The organism is Pelomonas sp. Root1444, from assembly GCF_001426885.1.
Taxonomy (GTDB): domain Bacteria; phylum Pseudomonadota; class Gammaproteobacteria; order Burkholderiales; family Burkholderiaceae_C; genus Pelomonas.
In genome coordinates this window covers 17,259-38,781 of sequence record NZ_LMFP01000011.1, presented here as the reverse complement: position 1 = coordinate 38,781, position 21,523 = coordinate 17,259, and the positions used below count along the sequence as shown (strand labels likewise).

At 64.6% G+C, this 21,523-nt stretch carries 24 protein-coding genes and 1 pseudogene; 15 read left to right on the top strand and 10 right to left on the bottom strand.

Annotated features, from left to right (window positions below; translation table 11 throughout):
- Both ASD35_RS11780 and lepB read right to left on the bottom strand, forming a co-directional pair.
- Nucleotides 1-666: an ion channel gene (locus ASD35_RS11780; protein ID WP_056875135.1), complete on the bottom strand. Its 666-nt coding sequence runs from the start codon at nucleotides 664-666 to the stop codon at nucleotides 1-3.
- Between the two features lie 31 nt (nucleotides 667-697).
- Entirely contained in the window at nucleotides 698-1,387 is a 690-nt protein-coding gene (gene lepB / locus ASD35_RS11775; RefSeq protein ID WP_056875134.1) for a signal peptidase I, read from the bottom strand.
- 160 nt (nucleotides 1,388-1,547) lie between these two features.
- On the opposite strand from lepB, the gene ASD35_RS11770 reads away from it, so the two are divergent.
- On the top strand, nucleotides 1,548-2,057 hold the full coding sequence (locus ASD35_RS11770; RefSeq protein WP_056875419.1) for a GNAT family N-acetyltransferase: 510 nt from the start codon (nucleotides 1,548-1,550) through the stop codon (nucleotides 2,055-2,057).
- A 411-nt stretch (nucleotides 2,058-2,468) separates the two neighbouring features.
- On the opposite strand, the gene ASD35_RS27725 is transcribed toward ASD35_RS11770, so the two are convergent.
- A complete protein-coding gene (locus ASD35_RS27725; RefSeq protein WP_056875133.1) occupies nucleotides 2,469-2,642 on the bottom strand; it encodes a hypothetical protein in 174 nt (57 codons plus the stop codon).
- 192 nt (nucleotides 2,643-2,834) lie between these two features.
- On the opposite strand from ASD35_RS27725, the gene ASD35_RS11760 reads away from it, so the two are divergent.
- From ASD35_RS11760 to ASD35_RS11720, 9 genes and pseudogenes are all read left to right on the top strand, one after another.
- Nucleotides 2,835-3,329, top strand: a complete 495-nt coding sequence (locus ASD35_RS11760; RefSeq protein WP_056875132.1) for a TspO/MBR family protein — start codon at nucleotides 2,835-2,837, stop codon at nucleotides 3,327-3,329.
- Between the two features lie 45 nt (nucleotides 3,330-3,374).
- Entirely contained in the window at nucleotides 3,375-4,058 is a 684-nt protein-coding gene (tsaB, locus tag ASD35_RS11755) for a tRNA (adenosine(37)-N6)-threonylcarbamoyltransferase complex dimerization subunit type 1 TsaB (protein ID WP_056875131.1), read from the top strand.
- A 22-nt stretch (nucleotides 4,059-4,080) separates the two neighbouring features.
- Nucleotides 4,081-4,566 carry a ribosomal protein S18-alanine N-acetyltransferase gene (gene rimI, locus ASD35_RS11750; protein ID WP_056875130.1) on the top strand — a complete coding sequence of 162 codons (486 nt, stop codon included), beginning with the start codon at nucleotides 4,081-4,083 and terminating at the stop codon, nucleotides 4,564-4,566.
- Nucleotides 4,563-5,333: a uracil-DNA glycosylase gene (locus ASD35_RS11745; RefSeq protein WP_056875129.1), complete on the top strand. Its 771-nt coding sequence runs from the start codon at nucleotides 4,563-4,565 to the stop codon at nucleotides 5,331-5,333. Before rimI ends, ASD35_RS11745 begins: the two co-directional genes overlap by 4 nt.
- Nucleotides 5,330-5,765: pseudogene (locus ASD35_RS28535) on the top strand (PAS domain-containing protein); the annotation flags it as partial. The gene ASD35_RS11745 and the pseudogene ASD35_RS28535, both read left to right, overlap by 4 nt.
- Nucleotides 5,766-5,783: 18 nt before the next feature.
- On the top strand, nucleotides 5,784-7,337 hold the full coding sequence (locus ASD35_RS28530) for a putative bifunctional diguanylate cyclase/phosphodiesterase (protein WP_369819217.1): 1,554 nt from the start codon (nucleotides 5,784-5,786) through the stop codon (nucleotides 7,335-7,337).
- Nucleotides 7,334-8,413: a class I SAM-dependent methyltransferase gene (locus ASD35_RS11730; RefSeq protein WP_056875126.1), complete on the top strand. Its 1,080-nt coding sequence runs from the start codon at nucleotides 7,334-7,336 to the stop codon at nucleotides 8,411-8,413. The genes ASD35_RS28530 and ASD35_RS11730 overlap by 4 nt, the downstream gene beginning before the upstream one ends.
- 12 nt (nucleotides 8,414-8,425) lie before the next feature.
- Entirely contained in the window at nucleotides 8,426-8,731 is a 306-nt protein-coding gene (locus ASD35_RS11725; protein ID WP_056875125.1) for a hypothetical protein, read from the top strand.
- Nucleotides 8,728-9,972: an NAD(P)/FAD-dependent oxidoreductase gene (locus tag ASD35_RS11720; protein ID WP_056875124.1), complete on the top strand. Its 1,245-nt coding sequence runs from the start codon at nucleotides 8,728-8,730 to the stop codon at nucleotides 9,970-9,972. Before ASD35_RS11725 ends, ASD35_RS11720 begins: the two co-directional genes overlap by 4 nt.
- Nucleotide 9,973: 1 nt before the next feature.
- Here the strand turns inward: ASD35_RS11720 and ASD35_RS11715 are convergent, their stop codons facing one another.
- Nucleotides 9,974-10,390: a VOC family protein gene (locus ASD35_RS11715; protein WP_235538322.1), complete on the bottom strand. Its 417-nt coding sequence runs from the start codon at nucleotides 10,388-10,390 to the stop codon at nucleotides 9,974-9,976.
- Between the two features lie 259 nt (nucleotides 10,391-10,649).
- Between ASD35_RS11715 and ASD35_RS11710 the strand changes: the two genes are divergently transcribed.
- The 4 genes from ASD35_RS11710 to ASD35_RS11700 all read left to right on the top strand — a co-directional run bounded on the left by ASD35_RS11710 (nucleotide 10,650) and on the right by ASD35_RS11700 (nucleotide 16,154).
- Nucleotides 10,650-11,783: a site-specific integrase gene (locus ASD35_RS11710; protein ID WP_056875122.1), complete on the top strand. Its 1,134-nt coding sequence runs from the start codon at nucleotides 10,650-10,652 to the stop codon at nucleotides 11,781-11,783.
- A gap of 523 nt (nucleotides 11,784-12,306) precedes the next feature.
- Entirely contained in the window at nucleotides 12,307-13,701 is a 1,395-nt protein-coding gene (locus tag ASD35_RS27160) for a hypothetical protein (protein ID WP_157275509.1), read from the top strand.
- A gap of 177 nt (nucleotides 13,702-13,878) precedes the next feature.
- Nucleotides 13,879-15,678: an integrase gene (locus ASD35_RS11705; protein ID WP_235538321.1), complete on the top strand. Its 1,800-nt coding sequence runs from the start codon at nucleotides 13,879-13,881 to the stop codon at nucleotides 15,676-15,678.
- Between the two features lie 89 nt (nucleotides 15,679-15,767).
- Nucleotides 15,768-16,154 carry a hypothetical protein gene (locus tag ASD35_RS11700; protein ID WP_056875120.1) on the top strand — a complete coding sequence of 129 codons (387 nt, stop codon included), beginning with the start codon at nucleotides 15,768-15,770 and terminating at the stop codon, nucleotides 16,152-16,154.
- 40 nt (nucleotides 16,155-16,194) lie between these two features.
- Here the strand turns inward: ASD35_RS11700 and ASD35_RS28525 are convergent, their stop codons facing one another.
- Nucleotides 16,195-16,428, bottom strand: a complete 234-nt coding sequence (locus ASD35_RS28525) for a hypothetical protein (protein ID WP_369819207.1) — start codon at nucleotides 16,426-16,428, stop codon at nucleotides 16,195-16,197.
- A gap of 232 nt (nucleotides 16,429-16,660) precedes the next feature.
- On the opposite strand from ASD35_RS28525, the gene ASD35_RS11690 reads away from it, so the two are divergent.
- Nucleotides 16,661-16,930 (top strand): hypothetical protein, encoded by a 270-nt coding sequence (locus ASD35_RS11690; RefSeq protein ID WP_157275508.1) that lies wholly within the window; start codon nucleotides 16,661-16,663, stop codon nucleotides 16,928-16,930.
- Between the two features lie 128 nt (nucleotides 16,931-17,058).
- On the opposite strand, the gene ASD35_RS27775 is transcribed toward ASD35_RS11690, so the two are convergent.
- The 5 genes from ASD35_RS27775 to ASD35_RS27155 form a co-directional block, all read right to left on the bottom strand.
- On the bottom strand, nucleotides 17,059-18,258 hold the full coding sequence (locus ASD35_RS27775; RefSeq protein ID WP_056875118.1) for a hypothetical protein: 1,200 nt from the start codon (nucleotides 18,256-18,258) through the stop codon (nucleotides 17,059-17,061).
- Nucleotides 18,259-18,407: 149 nt separating this feature from the next.
- Nucleotides 18,408-18,803, bottom strand: a complete 396-nt coding sequence (locus ASD35_RS11680; protein ID WP_056875117.1) for a hypothetical protein — start codon at nucleotides 18,801-18,803, stop codon at nucleotides 18,408-18,410.
- Nucleotides 18,800-19,729, bottom strand: coding sequence for a ParA family protein (locus ASD35_RS11675; RefSeq protein ID WP_056875116.1), 930 nt, complete (start codon nucleotides 19,727-19,729; stop codon nucleotides 18,800-18,802). The genes ASD35_RS11680 and ASD35_RS11675 overlap by 4 nt, the downstream gene beginning before the upstream one ends.
- A gap of 206 nt (nucleotides 19,730-19,935) precedes the next feature.
- Nucleotides 19,936-20,685, bottom strand: coding sequence for a hypothetical protein (locus tag ASD35_RS11670; RefSeq protein ID WP_056875115.1), 750 nt, complete (start codon nucleotides 20,683-20,685; stop codon nucleotides 19,936-19,938).
- A 380-nt stretch (nucleotides 20,686-21,065) separates the two neighbouring features.
- The gene (locus ASD35_RS27155) at nucleotides 21,066-21,458 is read right to left on the bottom strand and encodes a hypothetical protein (RefSeq protein WP_157275506.1); all 393 of its coding nucleotides are present in this window, start codon (nucleotides 21,456-21,458) and stop codon (nucleotides 21,066-21,068) included.
- Between the last annotated feature and the right edge of the window lie 65 nt (nucleotides 21,459-21,523).

Here is a 21,523-nt window from a genome sequence, read left to right as displayed (position 1 = left end):
TCAGCGGCGCAGCAGCGTCAGCCCGATCAGCCGCGAAACGACCGCGGCCAGGTACATCACGCCGACGAACATCTCCAGGCTGGTCAGCGCCCGGGCCAGCGGGCGCAGCGGGATCACGTCGCCGATGCCGGTGCTGGACAGCAGTGCGAAGCTGAGGAACATCAGCTCCGTCCAGCTGCGCGGCTGCTCCGGGTGGATGGCCGCGCCGAAGCTGCCCGGCTGCAGCGCCTGCAGCGCGACGTAGCTGTACGCAAAGCCCCAGGCCAGCAGCGTGAAGGTGGCACCGGCCGCGAACAGTTCGTCCGTCGTCGCGTGCATGTCGCCCATCATGTAGGCGACCAGGCTGCCGGCGGCGTAGAAATAGAACAGCGCTTCCAGCGTCGCCGACCACGGCTGCAGCCAGGGCATCTCCTGCACCGCCTGCAGCACCAGCATGACGATGGCGGGCAGCGCGAGGCAGACGCTCAGCCAGGTCAGGCCCGGCGTGCGGCGCACCATGCCGGTCGTGAACACCAGCACCACGATGCCGAAGGCGCTCAGCGCGACCGGGCCGACGCGCGTCGACTCCAGCATCGGGTAGAGCAGCAGGCCCACGAGCTGCACGATCAGCAGGATGGCTGAGGGATGGCGCCGCGTGGCGGCGAGGACTTGGCGCGGGGCGAACATGGCGCCATTCTGCGGGCGCGCCGCGGCCCGCTCAACGGATGGCCGTCAACCAGCGCTCCAAGCGCGGCGCCATGCGCCAGCCGTCCTCGCCCAGCCAGTCCGCCGACACCAGCACGTGGTGCGCGCGGCCGATCAGCTTCTCGCGCGGCACCGTGCCGATGAAGCGCGAATCCTCGCTGTTGTCGCGGTTGTCGCCGAGCAGGAAGTACTGGCCCGCCGGCACGGTGATCTCGGCGAAGTCGCGCCGCGCGCGCAGCGACGGCAGCAGCTGCACCGCATGCGCGCGGCCGCCGAGGTCCTCGGTCGCCCGCACCGCGTCGACCACCCAGCCCGGCGCAACGGCCTCGCCGCGCGTCAGCGCATCGCGATGCGCAAGCGGCTGGCCGTTGATGACCAGCACGTCGCCACGCATCGCGATGCGGTCGCCGGGCAGGCCGACGATGCGCTTGATCAGCCGCGTGCCGCCGGCCGGCGAGCTCAGCGTGACCACGTCGCCGCGCTGCGGCTCGCCCAGCGGCAGCAGCACGACGTCGGTCAGCGGCAGCTTGAGGTCGTAGGCCAGCCGGTTCACGAGCACCACATCGCCCTCCAGCAGCGTCGGCCGCATGGACGCCGAGGGGATGGGGTTCCAGTCGGCCACCGCGGTGCGGAACAGAGCGAAGCTGAGCAGGAACAGGATGAAGCCACGGTTGGCGCGCAGGGTGTGCTTGAGGTTCGTCATGCCGCCAATGCTGCGCGCCGCCGCGGCCCGCGTCGACGCGGCCGGGCTGGATGGCGGCGCGGGCCGCGCCGATGGCGGCATGGCCGCATGAATGGCGGAACCGCCGCGTCGGCGCATGCGCCGCAGAATGACGCTCCACCCCAAGGATCGCAAGCCGCCCATGCACGCGTTCGATTTCCGCCCCCTCGCCGAGCCCGACCTTCCCATGCTGCACGCCTGGCTGCAGCGGCCACACGTGGCGCGCTGGTGGGGGCCGGCCGAGAGCGTCGACGAGCTGCGCGAAGACTTCCTGACCGGCGGCACGACGCAGGCGTTCATCGCGCATCACGCGGGTGAACCGGTCGGCTTCATCCAGTGCTATGTCGTCATGGGCTCGGGCGACGGCTGGTGGGCGGATGAGACCGACCCCGGCGCGCGCGGCATCGACCAGTTCCTCGCGCACGCGTCGCAGTTGAACCGGGGGCTGGGCCGCGCAATGGTGCGGGCCTTCGTACAGCAGCTTTCTGCGGACGCTGCCGTCACCGTCGTGCAGACCGATCCGTCGCCGGACAACGCCCGTGCGATCCGCTGCTATGCGGCCGCCGGTTTCACGGCGGTCGGCGAGGTCGTCACGCCCGACGGGCCGGCGCTACTGATGCGCTGCCGGCCACCTCGGTTGAGCGCATGCTGAAGTTCTTCAAGTCACTGGTGCGGCCGGTGGCGCCCGGCCCCGTGGAAGAGGCCACTCGCGCCGAGCCGCCCCCGCGCCGGGTCGTCGCGCCGGGTGTGGAGCCCTTCGAGCTGGCGCCCGCGTGGGTCGATGCCAACGGCTTCCCGGTGCTCGACTGGACCGCCGTGCAGACCTACGCCTGGGTGCTGCCGCCTGCGCCATGCTGGCGCGGGAGCCGGACCCGCGTTGGGCGCCGCTGCCCCTTCAATGGCAGGAGACACCCGAGAAGGTCGCCTTCTAGGCCACCGAGCATTCGGCTGCGCGACACGGGCGTCGTCGCCCGGATCGCCGCCGCGGCGTGCGGGCCGCCGCGGTGCGGCTGCGGACATGCCAGCAGTCGCGGGGCGGGGCTGTCCCCCGCCCGGCATCCTTTCAGGCCGGTGGATCCTTCGCGCGGGTGCGCGACACGGCCATCATGATGCCGACGCCGGCGACGATGAGGCAGGCTATCGCCACATAGGTGGCCGCCAGTCCTGCTGAGAGCAGGGCCCAGGCGACGCCGCCAAGCAGCACGGCAAGCCCGAGGATGTACAGGGCGAACGACATAGGACCTCCAGGGAAGCGGGCCGGTGCCCGACGGTCAAACCACTCTAGTCCTGCAGCCCCGGCGCGGCGGTCGGACGCCGGCAGTGACGCCCGTAGGCTCGCTCCTACCGGCTGCGGAGACATCGGCTGCTGGCCTGCGCCGCTGCGCCGCCGCTATCTTGGCGACTCCCTTGCACGCCCAGGAACGTTCACATGCCCCGACGCGCGCTGCGCCACCCGGCGCTTGGCCTGGCCGCCTGGCTGGCCCTCACCTTCGTGGCCGCGGCGGCCGGCGCCATCGCGTCGACGGACGCGGCCGAGTTCTACGCCCGGCTGTCCCTTCCCGACTGGGCGCCGCCGGCCTCGGTGTTCGGCCCGGTGTGGTCGCTGCTCTACCTGCTGATGGGCATCGCCGCCTGGCTGGTGTGGCGCGAGGAGCGGCGCCCGGGCTCCCCGGTCGCGCTCGGCCTGTACGTCGGCCAGCTGGGGGTCAACGCGCTGTGGTCGTGGCTGTTCTTCGCCTGGCACCGCGGTGCGCTGGCTTTCGTCGACGTGCTGCTGTTGCTGGCCCTTGTCGCCCTCACGGCCGTGGCGTTCTGGCGCATCCGGCGGCTGGCGGCGCTGCTGTTGCTGCCGTACCTGGCCTGGGTCGGTTTCGCCGCCGCGCTGACCTGGGCGGTCTGGCAGCGCAACCCGGCACTGTTGTAGCGCCGCGCTCCCGTTGGGCCGGGACCCCGACGGTAAACTGCCTCGATGCCCGTTCTGCTTGCCCTCGACAGCGCCACCGACACGATGGCCCTGGCCCTCGTGATGCCGGGGCGGACGGCCGCCTTCGAGGCCGCGGGCGGCGCCCAGGCCTCGGCGCGCATGCTGCCGGAGATCAAGGCCTTGCTGGCCGGCGCCGGCGTGCAGATGGACGACCTCGATGCCATCGCCTTCGGCCAGGGCCCGGGCGCCTTCACCGGCTTGCGCACTGCCTGTGCCGTCGCCCAGGGCCTGGCGTTCGGCCTGGACAAGCCGGTGCTGGCCGTCGACAGCCTGATGCTGGTCGCCGAGGACGCGCGCGCCCAGGGCGCCGGTGACGATGTCTGGGTGGCGATGGACGCGCGCATCGGCGAGATCTACGCCGCGCATTACCGCTGGGCCGGCGGCGCCTGGCAGGTGGCCGAGCCGCCGGCCTTGTACCGCCCCGAAGCGCTGGCGGCCCATTGGGGTGTGCCTGCCGCCGCCGCCGGCACCGCGTTGACCGAGTACGCCGCGGCCCTCGGCACGCTGCCGCGCGCCTGGCCGCAGGCCCGTTCGCGCGCCGCGGCGCTGGGCGCGCTGGCGCTGGCCGCCTGGCAGCGTGGCGAGACCCGCGATGCCGCCGAGGCGCTGCCGGTGTATGTGCGCGACAAGGTCGCGCTGACGACGGCCGAGCGAGAGCAGCGGGTATGAGCCCGTCGCGAAAGGTGCAGCGTTGAGCGCGCTGCTGGAGCGCAGCCTGCCGCCCTACGAGGCGGCGGCGATGCGGGTGCCCGACCTGACCGAGGTGATGGCGGCCGAACGCCGCGCCTACCCGGTGCCTTGGACGCATGGCAATTTCGTCGACTCGCTGGCCGCGGGCTATGCGGCCGAGGTGCTGCGCGGCCCGCGCGCCGAACTGCTGGGCTACTGGGTGGCCATGCCGGGCGTGGACGAGCTGCACCTGCTCAACATCACGGTCGTCCCGGCCTGGCAGGGGCGCGGCCTGGCCGTCGTGATGCTGGACCGGCTGGTGGACGCGTGCCGGCGCCGCGGCCTGGCGCAGCTGTGGCTGGAGGTGCGTGTCGGCAACGAACGGGCGCGCGAGGTCTACAACCGCTACGGCTTTGCCGAAGTGGGCTGGCGCCGCGCCTACTACCCGGTGCAGCAGGGGCCGCGCGAGGACGCCGTGCTGATGAGCCTCGTGGTGCCTGCCCCATGAGTTGGGACGCGCGACAACGGGCCATGCTGGCTGAAATGGGCTACCGGCTGCCCGCTGCCATGGCGTCGGCGGCCATCGTCGAGGACGAACCCGAGCCGATCGCCGTCGCCGCGCCGCCGCCGGCCGTCATGCGCGTCGCCGTGCCCCCAGCGCCGGCGGTGGAGCCATCGGCCGTGCCGGCTCATTTCGCGGCGCTGGACCTGCCCGGCCTGCGCGACGCCGTGGCCGCCTGCCGCGGCTGCGGCCTGTGCGAGCAGCGCCGCAACGCCGTTTTCGGCGGCGGCGCCTTGCAGCAGGTGCAGTGGCTGGTCGTCACGGACCCGCCGGACGACGCCGACGATGCCGCGGGCGACGCCTTCACCTGCGATGCCGGCCGCCTGCTGGACCGCATGCTGCTCGCCGCCGGCCAGCGGCGCAGCGGCCGCGACGATGCCGAGCTGCCGACCGCCTTCGTGACGCCCATCGTCAAGTGCCGGCCGCCGCGCGGCCGCGCGCCGCAGCCGGCCGAGCTGGCCGCTTGCGAGGCGGTGCTGGCACGCCAGGTGGAGCTGCTGCAGCCCCGCCTCATCCTGGCCATGGGCCTGCAGGCGGCGCGCCGGCTCACCGGCCTGGCCGAGCCGCTGGGCCGGCTGCGCGGCCGCGTGCATGCCTGGCGCGGCCTGCCGCTGGTGGTGACCTACCACCCAGCCTACCTGCTGCGATCACCGGCCGACAAGGCCGGCGCCTGGGACGACCTGTGTCTGGCCCGCAAGACCTCCCACCCATGAGCCTGCCCGGTGACAACGCGGCGCGGGCGGTCGAGGCGGCACGCTTCAAGCTGCTCGCCGACTACCTGCCGGCCTGGATCGCCCTCTACGATTCCAAGACCCAGGTCTGCCTGTTCGCCAACCGCGGCTATGCCGAGGCCTTCGGGCAGACGGAGCAGAGCATCCTCGGCAAGACCTTCGGCGAGATCATCGGCCCGGATGCCGAGGCGCGCATCCAGCCGGCCGTGGACAAGGTGCTGTCCGAGCGCGTGGCCGTGACCTACGAGCGCGAGCTGCCCGAGGCCGACGGCACGCCGCGCTGGATCGAGGTGCACCTGATTCCCCAGCTCGGCGAAGACGGCGAGCCGGTCGCCAGCTGCGTGCTGATCAACGACATCACCAAGCACCGCCTGGCGGAGCGCGCGGTGCGCGAGTCCGAGGCGCGGCTGGACANNCCCGCCGTGCTGCAAGCTGGTCGGCTACACGCTGGAGCAGATGGTCGGCCGCCATGTGCTGTCCTTCATCGCCGACGACGAGCGCCCCAAGGTCAAGGAGGTCATGCGCCAGGGCCGCGAGGTGCGCTACGAGACGGCCGTCGTGCACAAGGACGGCACGCGCATCCCGGTCGAGTTCATCGTGCGCACGCTGGAGCGCGACGGCGAGAAACTGCGCATGACCATCGTGCGCGACATCCGCGACCGCCTCGCCAACGAGGCCCGCATCCAGCACCTCGCCCACCACGACGGGCTGACCGGCCTGCTCAACCGCGGCGCCTTCATGGACCGCATGGCGCTGCTGATGAAGCATGCGGAGCGCAAGGGCGAGATGCTGGCGCTGCTGTTCATCGACCTGGACAACTTCAAGCGCGTCAACGATTCGCTGGGTCATCTGGAAGGCGACCAGGTGCTGACGACGGTGTCGGAGCGCCTGGTCGGCGCGCTGCGCGGCAGCGACCTCGTCGGCCGCTTCGGCGGCGACGAGTTCGTCGTGCTGCTGACCGACCTGGCCAGCCGCGCCGACATCGTCGTCGTGCTGGAGGCGCTGCTGTCGGTCGTCGAAGTGCCGGTCAGGGCCGACGGCCGCGCGTTGTCCGTCACGCCGTCCATCGGCGTGGCGGTCTTCCCGGACGACGGCCGGCAGGCGGATGAGCTCATCCAGCATGCCGACACGGCCATGTACCGCGCCAAGGCCCGCGGCCGCGCGACCTACCAGTTCTTCGAATCCGTGCTGGCCGAGACCGCCTATGCCGACCTGGTGCTGGAGGCGGAGCTGGCGCAGGGCCTGACGCGCAACGAGTTCGAACTGTTCTTCCAGCCGCAGGTGGAGGCCACCAGCGGCCAGCTGTCCGGTGCCGAGGCGCTGCTGCGCTGGCGCCACCCGCAGCGCGGCCTGCTGGCGCCCGACAGCTTCATCTTCGTCGCCGAGCGCCACCGCCTGATGCTGGCGCTGGGCGAATGGGTGATGCGCGAGGCCGCCGCCACCGCGCGGCGCTGGCGCGAGCAGGGGCTGACGCACGGCCACGGGCCGATGCGCATCGCCGTCAATCTGTCGCGCATGCAGTTCAACCTCGACGGCTTCGCCGACACGGTGCAGCGCGTGCTGGCCGACTCGGGCGCCAAGGGCCAATGGCTGGAGCTGGAGCTGACCGAGCGCATGCTGATCGAGGACGTCGAGCATGCGCCGGCCACGCTGGCGCAGCTGCGTTCGCTGGGCCTGACGGTGTCGGTCGACGATTTCGGCACCGGCTACACGTCGCTGGCGCACCTGACCGAGCTGCCGCTGGACAAGCTCAAGATCGACCAGAGCTTTGTCGCCCGGCTGCCGGACGATGTCGGCGCCCAGGCCATCACCCGCGCCATCGTGCAGATGGCCGTGGGCCTGGGCCTGACGGTCACCGCCGAAGGCGTGCGCAGCGCCGCCCAATGGCAGCTGCTGGCGAGCTGGGGCTGCCAACAACTGCAGGGCGAGCTGGTCGGCTCGCCGATGCCTGCGGCCGAGTTCGAAGCCTGGGTGCGCGCACGGTGAGCCTGGTTCAAAAGATCCATGCCGAGATCGCCGCCGCCGGTGGCTGGCTGCCGTTCGACCGCTTCATGGGCATGGCCTTGTACGAGCCGGGCCTGGGCTACTACGCGGGCGGGCGGCGCAAGTTCGGGCAGATGCCCGGCGAAGGCTCGGACTTCGTCACCGCGCCCGAGATGTCGCCGCTGTTCGGCCGCGCGCTGGCGCGCCAGATCGCGCAGGCACTTGCCGCCAGCGGCTGCCGCGACGTCATCGAGTTCGGCGCCGGCTCGGGTGCGCTCGCGGCCCAGGTGATCGCCGAGCTGGATGCGCTCGGCGCCGGCCTGGCGCGCTACCGCATCGTCGAGCTGTCGGCCGAGCTGCGCGAGCGCCAGCGTGAAAGGCTGAGCCACTGGGGCGGCCGTGTCGACTGGCTGGACACGCTGTCTGACGCGATCGAGGCCGTCGTCATCGGCAACGAGGTGCTGGATGCGATGCCGGTGCAGCTCATCGCCTTCGACGGCCAGGCGTGGCGCGAGCGCGGCGTCGTCAGCGCCGGCGAGGGCTTCGCCTTCGAGGACCGCGACAGCGCGCTGCGGCCGCCGCTGGACAGGGGTTTCGTGCCTGGCACCGTCACCGAGATCCACCCGCAGGGCGAGGCCTTCATCGCGACGCTGGCCGGCAGGCTCCGGCGCGGCGCGGCCTTCTTCATCGACTACGGCTTCCCCGAGGCCGAGTACTACCACCCGCAGCGCCACGGCGGCACGCTGATGTGCCACCAGGGCCACCTGGCCGACGCCGACCCGCTGGTGGCGGTGGGCGACAAGGACATCACCGCACACGTCAACTTCACCGGCACGGCGCTCGCCGGCCAGGACGCCGGCCTGACCGTGCTCGGCTACACCAGCCAGGCCAACTTTCTGCTCAACTGCGGCATCGCCGATCTGCTGACCGACGCGTCGCTCGCCGAACGCGCCATGGCGCATCGCCTGCTGGCCGAGCATGAGATGGGCGAGCTGTTCAAGGTGATCGGTTTCGCGCCGGCGGATGCGCCTTTCGATGCGCTGGGGTTCGAACGCGGAGACCGCTCGCACACACTCTGAGGAGTCGTCGTGATGAAAGCCTGGCTCTTGCTGCTGCTGTGCGCCCCGGCGCTGGCGCAGGACCCCAACCCCGTCGGCCGCAGCCTCGCCGCCACTTGCGCCAACTGCCACGGCACCGAGGGGCGGCCACGTGGCTCGACGATGGTCCCACTGGCGGGCATGAAGGCCGAAACCCTGCTGCAGGTGCTGTCGGACTTCCGCCGCGGCGCCAGGCCGGGTACCGTCATGCCGCAGATCGTCAAGGGCTACACCGAGGAGCAGCTGCGCCTCGTGGCGGCCCATTTCTCGGCGCTGCCCCCCGTGCAGGCCCGGCCATGATCGGGCGCCGTGAACTGCTCGCCGCAGGCAGCGTGGCACTGGCCGGCTGTGCCGCGCCAACCGCTCGCATCGGCCGCGTCGTCGTCGTGGGCGGCGGCTTCGGCGGGGCCACCGCGGCGCGTTACCTCAAGCTCTGGGGCGGCCCCGCCGTCGACGTGACGCTGGTGGAGCGCAACGGCGGCTTCATCTCCTGCCCGATGTCCAACCTCGTCATCGCCGGCGCGCGCGATGCGCTCAGCCTCGGCCATGGCTATGCGGCGCTGGAGGCGCAGGGCGTGAAGCGCGTGCGCGGCGAGGTCGTCGGCATCGACCCCGCGGCCCGCTCGCTGCAGCTGGCCGACCGCAGCCGGCTGGGCTGGGACCGCCTCATCCTCGCGCCGGGCATCGACTTCACGCTGGACACCGTGCCTGGCCTTGCCGCCGCGCTGGACAGCGGCCGTGCCGTGCATGCCTGGAAGGCCGGCGTGCAGACGCTCGCGCTGCGCCGCCAGCTGGAGGCGCTGCCCGAAGGCGGCGTCGTGCTGATCAGCATCCCCAAGTCGCCCTACCGCTGCCCGCCCGGGCCCTACGAGCGCGCCTGCCTGATCGCCTCCTATTTGCGCCGCGCCAAGCCGCGCGCCAAGCTGCTGGTGCTGGACGCCAACCCCGAGGTGCAGAGCAAGAAGGCGCTGTTCGAGCGCGCCTTCGCGCAGCACCATGCCGGCGTGCTGGAGTACCGGCCGAATGCCGAGCTGAAGGAGGTGGCCGGCGACGTCGCGCGCTTCGAGTTCGAGGACGTCAAGGCCGACGTGCTCAACCTGATCCCGCCGCAGCGTGCCGGCGACCTGGCGCGCGACTTCGCCAACGTGAATGGTCGCTGGGTGGGGGTGGACTGGCTGACGATGCAGGCGCAGGCGGCGCCCGGCGTGCATGTCGTCGGCGACGCCATCCTGTCGGCCTCGGGCATGCCCAAGTCCGGCCACCTGGCCAACCAGCAGGCCAAGGTGGCCGCGGCGGCCGTGCTGCAGCTGATGCAGGGCGAGGCGGTGGATCCAGCGCCCGTCGTCATGAACACCTGCTACAGCTTCGTCACGCCGGCCGAGGCCATGCACGTGGCCTCGGTGCACCAGTACGACGCGGCCGAGAAGACGATGAAGCCGGTGCCTGGCGCGGGCGGCGTGTCGTCCGCCGCGAGCGCCCAGGAAACGGCCTATGCGCAGGCCTGGGCCGAGAACATCTGGGCCGACAGCCTGGCGTTGTGAATCACCAGGAGCCGGTGTTGGGCATCGACGCCCAGGGCTCGGCCGGTGCCAGCGCGGCGCCGGCCTGCAGCAGTTCGATGGAGATGCCGTCCGGCGAACGCACGAAGGCCATGCGGCCGTCGCGCGGCGGGCGGTTGATGGTCACGCCGTGGTCCATCAGCTTCTGGCAGGCGGCGTAGATGTCGTCCACCGCATAGGCCAGGTGGCCGAAGTTGCGGCCGCCGGTGTAGGTCTCGGCCTTGCCGTCTGCGTCGGGCCAGTTGTAGGTCAGCTCGACCTGGGCGTCCTCGTCGCCGGGCGCGGCCAGGTAGATCAGCGTGAAGCGGCCGGCGCTGCTCTCGGAACGCCTGACCTCTTGCAGGCCGAGGGCGTCGCGGTAGAAGCGCAGCGAGGCGTCGACGTTCTCGACGCGGACCATGGTGTGTAGGTAATACATAGGTTTGTTAGTAAGCAAAGCTTGCACGCTGCAGCCCCTTGTATTCTGTTCGTGAACAACACCTAGGAGCGCGTGCTGTCTACGGAAAGAGAAACGCGGCGGAGCGCGGCGAAGGGGACTCCATGCAGCAGTTCGAGGTCAGCGCTTTGATGTCGCGAACAAGCCCCGTGACGACCCATCACTTCGTGCTCTACGGACATCGGGCAGCTTCCTTCGGCGCTGTTGCCGCGCCCACATCTGCATGAGATTCGTACTGAGCTCAGATCGCTTTGTATTCGCCGAGCAGCCGCGGCCCGGTTTTCCATTGATCCTCGATGCTCGAATGGAGCCAGCGGAGCCATTCCACAGCTACCTCATCTGGCGTCTGCTCGACGCAGGGGCTGCACTTGATTCTAAGACTTGGGAATCTTACGGCCGGGCCCTATGGGATTTCGCAAAGTTTCTTGACGCAAACGGGCTGACGTGGAATCAACCATTTAGTTCGCCTGGCCACGGAGTAGTTGTCAGATATCGTGATTGGCAAATCAGCTTGCGACTCGATGCAGGCACTATTAACCAGAGGATGCGACTAGTTGTTGGCCTTTATGAATGGGCTGCGAGGAAGAAGCAAATCCAATCGCTCCCATTTCACTATCGGGAGGTGACGCCGCGCAGTACACGGCGGTACGCCTCCAATCGGAATGCAGCCCACCTCGCTATTAGCCGTCCAAATGTTCTATTGGCCGAATGGGATAAGGAGCCCGCGTTCCTACTCGCGAATCAGGTCAAACAAGCAAGGCGAGAAATCCGCTCAACGTCACAGAGGCTCTTATTCGATCTAATGGCGCGGGTCGGCCTCCGCTCGGTGGAGGCGCGAACGTTCCCGATTAAATATGTTTTTGATCCAAGGATCAAAAAAGATCTTAATGACGGTAGCATGATTTTTGTGAATTTGAGTCCTAATGATATGGACATCAAGTTCGACAAGCCTCGATCGGTTGCGGTGCCTTTTAGTTTGATGGAAGATCTTTGGGCTTATACGCGATTCGAGCGTAACCGACTTCTCGCCGGCAGAACGGAGCGACGAGAGTTGATAATTACCGTCAACGGAAATCCCTTCAGCAAAACGTCAGCGGGAAAGGTGTTTTCACATTTGGCTAAGAGGATTGGATTCAAAATAACTCCACTAATGCTCCGTCATACATACGCAATACATACATTATTGGTCCTCCGGGCTAATCCGAATCTGGGTATCGAACCACTTATGTGGCTGCGAGACCGGTTGGGACATTCGCATGTTGAAACCACGATGACTTACCTGCGGCAAATTGAGCGCCTCATGGGGGCGGAGGCTGAGCAACTCATGAGCGAATTTGACCGTATCTATGGCATTTGACAGCTCAAGCCCACAGTCCTCCCGGTTTCTGCGCGCACGGTTAGATGCCTAAGAGAAAAAGCTATGCCGCGTTGAAGGCGTCCGGACAAGACTTGTCTGCTGCGCGACTTGTGTACCGCGCGCAAACTAGAACGGCCGAAGATGCGGACATCGACATCAGAGCAGAGTTCGGGGTGCACGCGAGAATCACAGGCACCGCTAAGAACATCATCTTGAGCCGTGCGCTCGATCAGGGTGTCGACGACTGGGTGTTCGCAACCGTCGACGCTCTCCGCTCTTCAATGGACGCGGGCCTTACACCTGCAACGTGCATGTGTCGGCGAGATGCAATGATCCACTTCTTTGACTATCTCATCGCTGATACCGGCGCGAGGGAAACCCTGCGGTCTAGACCAAAGTCACCTTCTGAATTGTTGCCATACATATAACTGAATACAAGGCGTGGCAACAACAGCGGGGACAGGACAGAAATTGGTCGGAGCTGACGGTGCGGGCTGTCATCACAAACGTTAAGGCGGTTGTGATGGACATGTTTGCTCTCGGATACATTTCCGGAGATACTGATCGAATTGCCAAACTCTTTCGGCAAACTGGCGCGAGACGGGCCGTTGGAAAAGGTTTGCAGACGAGCTACAGCGATGCTGAACAGGAGCGCCTTTCGGCAGCTATAAAGGCTGACTTAACTGCCATCCATCATGGGCGTCTGCAAATCCCTATGCGTGAGTTGCAGGGGCTGCGTGCGCTGTTGGTTGCACATCGCATGGGTCATAACACGACCCCACTGCTCGAACTGACGCGCGACGCGTTGCAGCCAGGCCTATTGCCGGGCACGGTTTTGGTCAAAACAACCAAATATCGAAATCACAAGATTGTTTCTCAGGCCGGGAGATCTGGTTCAAGCCCTGTTGATTCCGATGGCAGCGGAACTCTGCCTAACGACGAAGTGTTCCTTTCATTTTCACTCGCGGAAGGGGCAATAATCCAACAAGCCATTGATTCGACAGACTGCCTTCTAGCAAAAACCCGAGAAGGGCTCAAGAACAGGGTATGGCTGTTTGAATCATCGGGCTATGGTAGAGGGGGCGTAAAGAAGGGAGATGTTTGCTGTCTATCTCAGGCGAGCATGGTCGACACAGTCCGAAAGCTAGTAGGACGGCATGCGCTTCGCGGGGATAACGGTGAAAAAATGAGCGTTAACTGCAGCCGGTTCAGAAAATCACGATTCGATAGGGCTTATCGAATCAGTGGTGGCGATCTCGCGATTTCGGCGAACTTGTTGGGAAACACGCCGGCGGTCGCCGCGCAAAACTACCCGACGATGAATCATGCTAGCCAGGCCTTCGCGGCTGAGTTCATGAATGAAGACTACGTTCGGACGATGCGCGAACGTGCTGCAAAGGCTGATCCTTCAGACGGCGCGGGCAAACCGTTGAGCACCGCTATTGACGTGAAGATTGACATCAGTGCTCGGACCGACCGAGCGCGGGCCCAGACGCCAGTTTTAGGTTGTAGCGACCCGCAAAATGGCGAGCATGCGCCTGGAGCAGGGCAGGTCTGCGACCGATTTTTAATGTGCCTTTTCTGTTCCAATTTCGCGGTTGTCGGAGACGTCGATGAATTGTGGCGCCTTTTCAGCTTCCAGGAATTCGCGCGAAGAGAGATGGCTACCCTTGAAGAGATACTCGGGGAACTTGCGACCGGTGAAGGAAGGGTCGGAAACCTGCTCGTCTTACGCGAACGCTATCGCATCGCTATCCCTGCGGTTGATAGATTTGTCGACCAGCAATTTCCGGCTAAACAGGTCAGGTCGGCCCGCAATAAGACTCAAGCCGCACTGCACCCCTTTTGGCAGTTGCAGATAGAACGTGGGCGCCTGGTCCGACGCGAATTGCTCGCGATTGGACAAGTTCCAGGCTAGTGGCGTCGCTGCGAGCCGGAAACCCAGATATCGATCATTTACCCTTTAGCTGCTATGGCAAAGACTGCTGTCGCTGGGACCTTACCTCGGAAGACGCACCCTCGCAGGGCATTTGAGCTCCTCGCGGCGCAACCCTCTTCATTAATTGGACTGACCCGCGAAGAGAGGCATGCAATCGTGCTCACCGCCGTGGTTGATAGTGTCGGTAGGGAGCACGTGTTAAGTCGCTTCGGTGACAAGGATTGGGATTTCTCTCCTGAGGTGATCGCAAAGAACAAGTCGAGCGCGCAAAGAAGGGCGAGTTGGCTTGCCGAGATTCCGGACATATTGATCGACGACGCAAAGGCAGCGGTTTACTGCGCGCTGCGGCAGGGTAGGCATGGGCAGGGCTATGCGGCCACCAGTTGTCGAGCTGTTATCGTGGAAGGTTTGCCGCTGCTGCTCAGGCACCTTTCGTCGTTGGGTATTCGGAATTTCAGTGAGGTCAGATCGCTCCATATAGCTGACTACGTCGGAACCGTCGGGCAGTCGTTGTCGCCTACCGCTCTCTCTCAACGCCTAACTATTCTCGACCTCGTTTGGTGGTTTTCCGACGAAATGTTGTGCCCGATGGTTTCCCATCCCTTCGGGGGAAGAAGCCTCAATGAAGTGGCGCGCGTAGGCGAGCAACGTGACAATGTCGTAGGTAGAACGGCTAAAACGGACATTATCCCGCCGACTATTCAAAAAGCGCTCTGGGAGCATTGCGAAAAGATTCTCGCCGGAGCTGAAGCGTTGCTTGACGCACGAGATTGCGGCCGACTAGACGGTAGCAATCCACAACTGCTCGCGGTGCGTGATGCAGCGCTCTATCAAATTCAGATCACCAGTGGGATGCGCAACTCGGAATCAACGGGTGTCGCAAACGGGTGCTGGCGTACGGAGGAGCGGGTCATTCCGCCTGGAAGACGAGTGACGTTGCACTGGGTTCAAACGAGGGAAATCAAGACCTCAGGCGGCGCGATCATGGACTATCTCGTGCCCGGTGAATTGTTCCGATCCCTAGAGATTCTCCAGCGCTTTTCGCTCCCTTATCAGAGACGATTGGCAGAAGAAGCTTTATGGCTCGAGAAAGCGCTTGACGCGGAAGGAAAGCCCGAGGGGCCGTTGCCTGCACGAATGACAACAGCGCAAGCGGTCCAGCGGCTTAATCATGTCCGGGAAATCGGAAGTCACATGTTGCTGACTATTAGCCACTATGCTTCAGATCACTACGGGCGAGGATCAAGGGTGGAGGTGATGAGCGTAAATGCCTGTCATGAGGCGCTTCACCGACTAGTGAAGGCTGCCGAACTCGATTGGACCATCGCAAATCATCAGTGTCGACGCACATTCGCGTACAACGTTGCGAACTCACGTCTTGGACGCATGGGATTGGTATTTATTAAATGGCAGTTTAAGCATGCGTCGGTTGCTTGGTCTCAGTTGTACGCCGCTAGTCCTAGGCAAGATCAGGCTTTATACGAGGATTTCGGTGACGAAATATTCGATAGCAAGGTTGAGCTAATTGCATCTTGGCATGATTCAGATTCGCGGCTGAGTGGCGGAGCGGGGAGAAAACTACTGCAGACGCGTGGCATCGCCGTGAAGAACATGCGGGAGCTGCTCACCGCCACTGCCGATTCAGTGGACTTGCGCAGTACGGGGCACGCATGGTGTTTGAGCGGCACACAGGGATGTCACGGCCAAGGGGTTTACGACGCCACCATGTGCGGTGGATGCTCTCAGTCAATTATTGATGAGTCGCAAGGCGCCGCTTGGAAGATGATTTACCTAGACAGTTTGCGATTGGCTGCGATTCAGGACTGCGGGCCAGCTGTGACACTAAAGGCGAAGCGAGCTGTCGCCTTGTCGGCTCAGGTGTTGGTAGACCTCGGTCTTCCATTGCCTACTACAAGTCAAGCCGAGGCCTATGGCGCCGGTAGTTGGGTCGAATGACCGCGCCATTTCAAGCAAAGGTTCGAACAGGCGGAAGTTCGCCTGGCCCTTCGGGGCAGGGCCAGTCCCCTAGTTCTTCGCCGCAAACTATGCGGCAGCGCAATCGTGAAAAAACGCGTGACGCGCTGCTGTTGGCGCTGGCGAGCGTGGGCGCCGATGGCAAGAAGGTAACGATCACCGCGGTAGCCGAAGCCGCAGGAGTTACATCAGCTCTCGTTCACAACACCTACCCTGACATTGCCGAGGCGATCCGACAGCAGGCGGGCAGAAGTTCGCGCCAACAAAGGGACCATAAAATTCAGCAGTTGGCCGAGTGCACGGCACGGAACCGGGAGTTGAGGTTAGAGCTGGACGCTGCGCTACGTGACATCCGGCAGTTAGCGTCGATCAACGAGACATTGCGCCAGGAGATCGATACTTTGCGTGCCTTAGTTTCTGACAAGGTTGCGATGCTGGATTCGAGCCAACGGCGCTAAGGGCAGGGCGGCGGAAGGTCGCGTTCTCGTGCGATCACACTCAGTCGCACGCGCGATTGATCACGGCCTCGATTCGATGGCCTTCGGGGTCGACAACGAACGCCGCGTAATAGTTCGGACCATAATGTTTTCGCAAGCCGGGGGCGCCGTTGTCTATTCCGCCATGTGCCAAGGCAGCAGCATGGAACTGGTCGACTGCCTTGCGAGAGCTTGCACTGAATGCGATATGGAAGCCTGCCCCTGGGGGGTGTGCTCCTGCATCTCGAAGATTCAACAAGAGCTTGTCGTCTTGGCCAGGGTGCCCATAACCAACAGACTGCGGACCGTCCTAGACGCGCACCTGGCCAAGCGGAGCAAGAACGGCGTCATAGAACGCCGCCATGTTCCCCAGGTCGGTGACACCGAAGGAGATGTGGTGCAGCAAGGGGTCTGTCATTTAGCGGATGCAGTTGGATCGAATCGAGTCCAAGCTTATCCGCACGTCAGTTCAACTGGATGGTTACCGCATGAAGTCCGTGCCACTCAATTTGGGAATCAGCGGCCTGGTCGTGCCGCGCTTTGACGTGCGCCAAAGCGTCCTGCAAAGCCAAAGCTCGCTGCCGGCTCGCTCGCTCGATGCCTTTGCGTCAGTCAAGCTGGCCCAGCAGGATGAACTCCGCTTGACCATCTATGGGCTGTTTCGTCCGAGAACGGGTACGCGCGACAACGGAGACTACAGCCTCAACGTGCGCCGGCTAGCGCCCTGGATCTCGCTAACCTGGGACCACAAGCTTTAGGGAACCAGCGCAAGACCTGCGGCTCAATGTTGCTTTGAAGTGTCGGATTCAACCGGTCGACGTTGGACCCGTAGGCTCAACACAGCGATGGTCATGTCGGCGCTTGCCAGTACGAGGCATTCGATCGGTCAGGTGTAAAAGGCCAACTGATCCAAAGTGAGGATGGCTTGCAAGGCTCTTGGCATGGTGTACGTCTCCTGCGCGGCAGCGCCATGGCCGACGGCGTGCCGTGACCCTGCCGTTCCAGTTTGAGCGACGGGATCAAAGTTGGCGAAAGTGTGACGTGCCAGGTATTTACCAAATGCGGTGGGGAACAACAGCGTGTCGGGCCGGCCCGCGCGCTGGGTCGCTGAAGCCTCGGCGAAAGCAAGCAGTTCCTTCAGCCTGGCGCCCTGCCCACCGTGGGACGCGCGATATGCGTCGTTCAGGATGCCCTCGATCTCAGTCAGTAGGATCTTCAGCACGGTGGCAGGTTTGCCCGCCACAAAGGCATCGATAGCCTCCTTCAGCAGTTCGCTCTTCGCCGCGAAGTGCCGCTTGGCAAGCCAACGAGACAACATGTGTTGCAGCCGGGGCGCATCGAACTTTGCCACGAGGGCGGGCTCAACGTCTGCGATATCGAATCCGGCTTCGCGTTGATGCAGCAGGTCCTTGAACTCGACGGCAATGATCTCGACGAAAGGGAACCACCCCGCGCCCAGCAGGCTCGCGAACAACGCTTCATCCGCTAGGGCCTGATACAGATGCCGATAGCGCAGCTCGCGATGCAGCGTCCCAAGCGCCGCAATAAATCCATCTACGTCAAGTTTGCCTCCGGGGTTCATGTCAAAGGCGAAACCGAAGCGCCATGCCTCGCGAAAGATGCACAGCACCTTGTCCTGTTCCCCGAATTCGACACAGGGAAACATCATTCCGGTGATGTCGGCTATGTCGCTCTCGAAAATGAGTGAGCCGGCCTTCACGTCGCGCTTGATCATGCACCGCATGTTCACTGCGGCCGTGTCGACCCATAGTTCGGCCTTGTTGCCCGGGTTGATAACAAGCAACACCGTATCGGCGCTGTCTATCCTGACGGATTTCCCAGCTTGTTGGGCCATATGGTTGATGACGCCGGCGACGTTCTCTACCAGACGGTGGAACAGCGGCTGGTCCGACGTCACGGCCAGCTTCGTCCACACCTGGATCGTTTCGCCGTCTTTCCCGGACTGGGCCGAGAAGCCGCACATGTCCTCGACATTCTCGAAGCGCAGCGGCTCGCCGCTATTGCTTACTGTGCCAACGCGTGCACGCGCTCCGTCTGCGGCTGACTTGTCTTGCTCTTCCGCCATGGCTCATCCCCTCCTTCAAGACCGACTGCAAGAAGCGACTCAGCAGCCTTGGCTGCACGAGCAGCTTCCAAGCGACAACCCGAGCGCCAGCAAGCTCCGCTTTCCCGACCTGCGCCGCCGGCAAGCCCAGCGGCGTCGCTCAGCAAGAGTCAGTCGCCGCCCTTGATCGCTTCGGACCGAAGCCGTGCGCCGACCGTTGCTTCGATGATCTTGTCTCGCAAGGTCTCCGCCTTATCCTGCTTCAGGACAGCCACGTCGAGATGGCGGGCGATCTGCTCCAGCCCCTTTTTTGTCTCGACGGCCCCTTCAAGGAACCCTGCAGCTTCCGAGCGGCTAGGAAGCGCCGTCAGCTTTGCGACGACCTCAGCCAGATCTATACGAGCCTCAGCAGGCGGCTCCTCCTTCTGACGTCGGCGAACGACGATGCGGATCTCGATCTCCGACGCCTCGTCGTTCAGCTTGGTAAGGTCGTCGGGCGAGAGTCGCTCCACGGCGACGGCGAGCCGTCGCAGCGCCGAAGCCATGCGGAATGCCTCGTCGCTCATACGCCACCCAGCAGCGTCGAGAACTCGTCGACGACCCGCTCGATCTCTTGGACGATGTCCGAGTGGCTGTTGCTTGAATATCCGGTCAGCACGACGGGCATCAGGTTCTGTGGCGCGTCGGCGAAGATCGTCTTGTTCTCGCGGAAATTGTTGGCAAGCGTCGGTACGCCAAGCCGCTTCGTTTGGGCGATGAACTGGCGCTGGGCGGCGATCGGCTGACCATCGTAAATTTGGATCATGGTGAAGATGACTCCGAGGATCTGCGGAGAGATATGCAGGTCTTGGTCTTCGGGACCTGCGAACTCGTTGAAGTCCTTGACCAGCTCCCGGACGCTGCGTTGCAAATAGTCGATGCCAAGGGTCGAGAGGTAATCGGGCTTCGCAGGGATCAGGATCTGCTCGCTCGCTACGATCGCATTCTTGGTGACGATATTGAAATTGGGCGGGCAGTCGATGAGGACGATGTCGTATTCCGCCTCAGCAGCGACGGTGGCGAGGGCCTGGCGAAGCTGACCATGGACCTTGAGGTAGTTGCGCTTCGCGGCCGGCAGGTTCACGCCGCCGAGCAACGTCGCCAGCTCCAGGTCGACATTGATCAGCCCGAGGTGAGAACAGATCAGGTCGATCTTTCCGCCATTTCGCGCGACGATCCTGTTGACGGCAGGAGGCGTGATCACGAAGTCGGTCAGAGATGGCGGCTCTTTGCTCTGGCTGATAGCGTCGAACCACGACTTGATGGTCTTGGTCGCCTTGTAATTTGTGTCCCAGTCGTCCGGCGTGAGGAACGAGAAGGTGAGACTGGCCTGCGCATCCGTATCGATCAGCAGGACCTTCTTTCCCCGGTAGGCCAGCTCACTCGCGATGTTCGCGGTGACGGTCGTCTTGCCGACGCCGCCCTTGTAGTTGATGACAGAAACGATATGCATGTTGCTCTCCCTGGATGGTTCGGTCGTGGTTGAGTCGGCCTCGCGTAATCGGCGAGGCCGTCATCTTCTTGTTCCCAACGCTTGTCGGCCGAGCATGTTCTCGGCAAGCGCTTAAGCGCCTCGCCCGACGGAAAGATTGTGGACGGCGGCAACGCGGACCGGGTGAGGGAAATCCAATGCCGGTGCCGCGACGAGCTTGGCACCAGTTACGGTCTGGCTACAGTCAGTTCGATCAACTGGTGACCGAGGTTGCGTAGCAGGAAAACCCTCGCGAAGCGGGATATGAAGGTCGCCGCGCGCACTTGGGCGTCGTCATCGAACCATGTGGCCATGCGATGGCCGTCGGCGGCGATGATCAGCCAACTCTCGCCGCAGTGGCGAAGGTAGTCGTCGACGTTGGCATCCTTGTCGTCGATCACCTGGCGAACATGGTCCGCGGTCATAGGGCCGACCCACATCGAGCCATCGCAGCTGAAGAAGCTTTGGGTCATGTCCCCGTAGCGCGCCACGCGGATGTAGTCGACCACCTCTGGGAAGTACGCTCTGTTGACCCAGTCGTACCTCTCCGACTGCCACAGGACGCCCGTGGGCGGGATGTTGCGCTGGGTCAACGCCGCGATGGCGGTTGCAAGCGGCTCGACCTCGCCCTTGCGATACGGCAGGTCTTTGAGATGGACCTTGGAGTCCACGGGGAGATGACCATGGCCGTCGTAGATGGCCCTGGCGCGGTCGACGATCTTTTCGCGCACCGCTTCACGGCCCTGCAACGGCACCGGCTGCCCGTCGGGCTCGTGGTGGAGTTCGGTAACTTCGATACCGATGACGCGATCGGTGGTGTGGATAAGGAAATCGGGCGACTCGCAATCCTCGATGCGGCCAGCGGGGAAGTCGCTGAGCAGGCTGCAGACCCTGTCGAGGTAGTGACGCTCGAGGTCCTTCTTTGCTTGACGAGTCATGCACCGGATTGTCGGAGGACGCAGCAGCGCGCGATGAGCGAGGCGTTCATGATGTCGTCGAGCTGCTGGTTGGCTTCAACGCCCCTTTCACTGGGGGCTCTGCTTCCCCGTCGCGGCCAGACACGGTACGACATCAAACCTTCTCGCAGGCTGCTCCCAAACGTTGGCAGGCTGGGCGATGAACTCAGCGAATGTCAGCGTGGGGCTGCTGCCCTCGCCGCCGATGTGAGTGCCGTTTGACATGATGTCCTCCTTTGAGTCGGGCCCCTACCACCTACTGTGCGTGGGCCTGGCCAGTTAGCAGCGAAGTTTGCCTGCGGCAAATTCCGCTTCGCTTCGGAGGCACGTAGGTTCCCGGTGCACGCCGACACCTTGGAGGCTCATCGCTTGGCCAATCTGACGATCTCCTGTGCGAGCTGAGATGCCAGTCGAATGGCCGCCCGCGTCGCGGCATCGGCTCTGCCCGTCACGCCGGGAAGGCTGGCCGCACGCAGCGACAGCACGAGCTTCTCCGCGGCGCTTGCAAACTCGATGTCACTTCGGCCAAGCGAGATCGTGATGCGCAACACCTGAAGGCAGCGATCGGAGTTACGCAGATGCGCATGGAGCTGTCGTTGCCATGGCTTGGACAGCGGCGGCGCCCTATCGAGCGCCTCGAGGAGGGCGGCGAGGTCCTTGATGACTTTCGCGCCATGGCGAATTTCCTCTGGCACATGCTCGTCTTCTTGGGCGGGCGCAGCCTGGTCTTCCGCTCGGTTCGGGTGATCAAGCATGTTCCCTAACGCCAAGCCAATCTGCCAGGGGTGTTGAACTGCATGCGCGAATTATTGCGAGGCGA

Excerpts from the sequence above, each read along its gene's own strand:
- ASD35_RS11780 (WP_056875135.1), bottom strand. The coding sequence starts at position 666 with ATGTTCGCCCCGCGCCAAGTCCTCGCCGCCACGCGGCGCCATCCCTCA.
- lepB (WP_056875134.1), bottom strand. The coding sequence starts at position 1,387 with ATGACGAACCTCAAGCACACCCTGCGCGCCAACCGTGGCTTCATCCTG.
- ASD35_RS11770 (WP_056875419.1), top strand. The coding sequence starts at position 1,548 with ATGCACGCGTTCGATTTCCGCCCCCTCGCCGAGCCCGACCTTCCCATG.
- ASD35_RS27725 (WP_056875133.1), bottom strand. The coding sequence starts at position 2,642 with ATGTCGTTCGCCCTGTACATCCTCGGGCTTGCCGTGCTGCTTGGCGGC.
- ASD35_RS11760 (WP_056875132.1), top strand. The coding sequence starts at position 2,835 with ATGCCCCGACGCGCGCTGCGCCACCCGGCGCTTGGCCTGGCCGCCTGG.
- tsaB (WP_056875131.1), top strand. The coding sequence starts at position 3,375 with ATGCCCGTTCTGCTTGCCCTCGACAGCGCCACCGACACGATGGCCCTG.
- ASD35_RS11745 (WP_056875129.1), top strand. The coding sequence starts at position 4,563 with ATGAGTTGGGACGCGCGACAACGGGCCATGCTGGCTGAAATGGGCTAC.
- ASD35_RS11725 (WP_056875125.1), top strand. The coding sequence starts at position 8,426 with ATGAAAGCCTGGCTCTTGCTGCTGCTGTGCGCCCCGGCGCTGGCGCAG.
- ASD35_RS11720 (WP_056875124.1), top strand. The coding sequence starts at position 8,728 with ATGATCGGGCGCCGTGAACTGCTCGCCGCAGGCAGCGTGGCACTGGCC.
- ASD35_RS11715 (WP_235538322.1), bottom strand. The coding sequence starts at position 10,390 with ATGGTCCGCGTCGAGAACGTCGACGCCTCGCTGCGCTTCTACCGCGAC.
- ASD35_RS11710 (WP_056875122.1), top strand. The coding sequence starts at position 10,650 with ATGAGATTCGTACTGAGCTCAGATCGCTTTGTATTCGCCGAGCAGCCG.
- ASD35_RS27160 (WP_157275509.1), top strand. The coding sequence starts at position 12,307 with ATGGACATGTTTGCTCTCGGATACATTTCCGGAGATACTGATCGAATT.
- ASD35_RS11700 (WP_056875120.1), top strand. The coding sequence starts at position 15,768 with ATGCGGCAGCGCAATCGTGAAAAAACGCGTGACGCGCTGCTGTTGGCG.
- ASD35_RS11690 (WP_157275508.1), top strand. The coding sequence starts at position 16,661 with ATGAAGTCCGTGCCACTCAATTTGGGAATCAGCGGCCTGGTCGTGCCG.
- ASD35_RS27775 (WP_056875118.1), bottom strand. The coding sequence starts at position 18,258 with ATGGCGGAAGAGCAAGACAAGTCAGCCGCAGACGGAGCGCGTGCACGC.
- ASD35_RS11680 (WP_056875117.1), bottom strand. The coding sequence starts at position 18,803 with ATGAGCGACGAGGCATTCCGCATGGCTTCGGCGCTGCGACGGCTCGCC.
- ASD35_RS11675 (WP_056875116.1), bottom strand. The coding sequence starts at position 19,729 with ATGCATATCGTTTCTGTCATCAACTACAAGGGCGGCGTCGGCAAGACG.
- ASD35_RS11670 (WP_056875115.1), bottom strand. The coding sequence starts at position 20,685 with ATGACTCGTCAAGCAAAGAAGGACCTCGAGCGTCACTACCTCGACAGG.
- ASD35_RS27155 (WP_157275506.1), bottom strand. The coding sequence starts at position 21,458 with ATGCTTGATCACCCGAACCGAGCGGAAGACCAGGCTGCGCCCGCCCAA.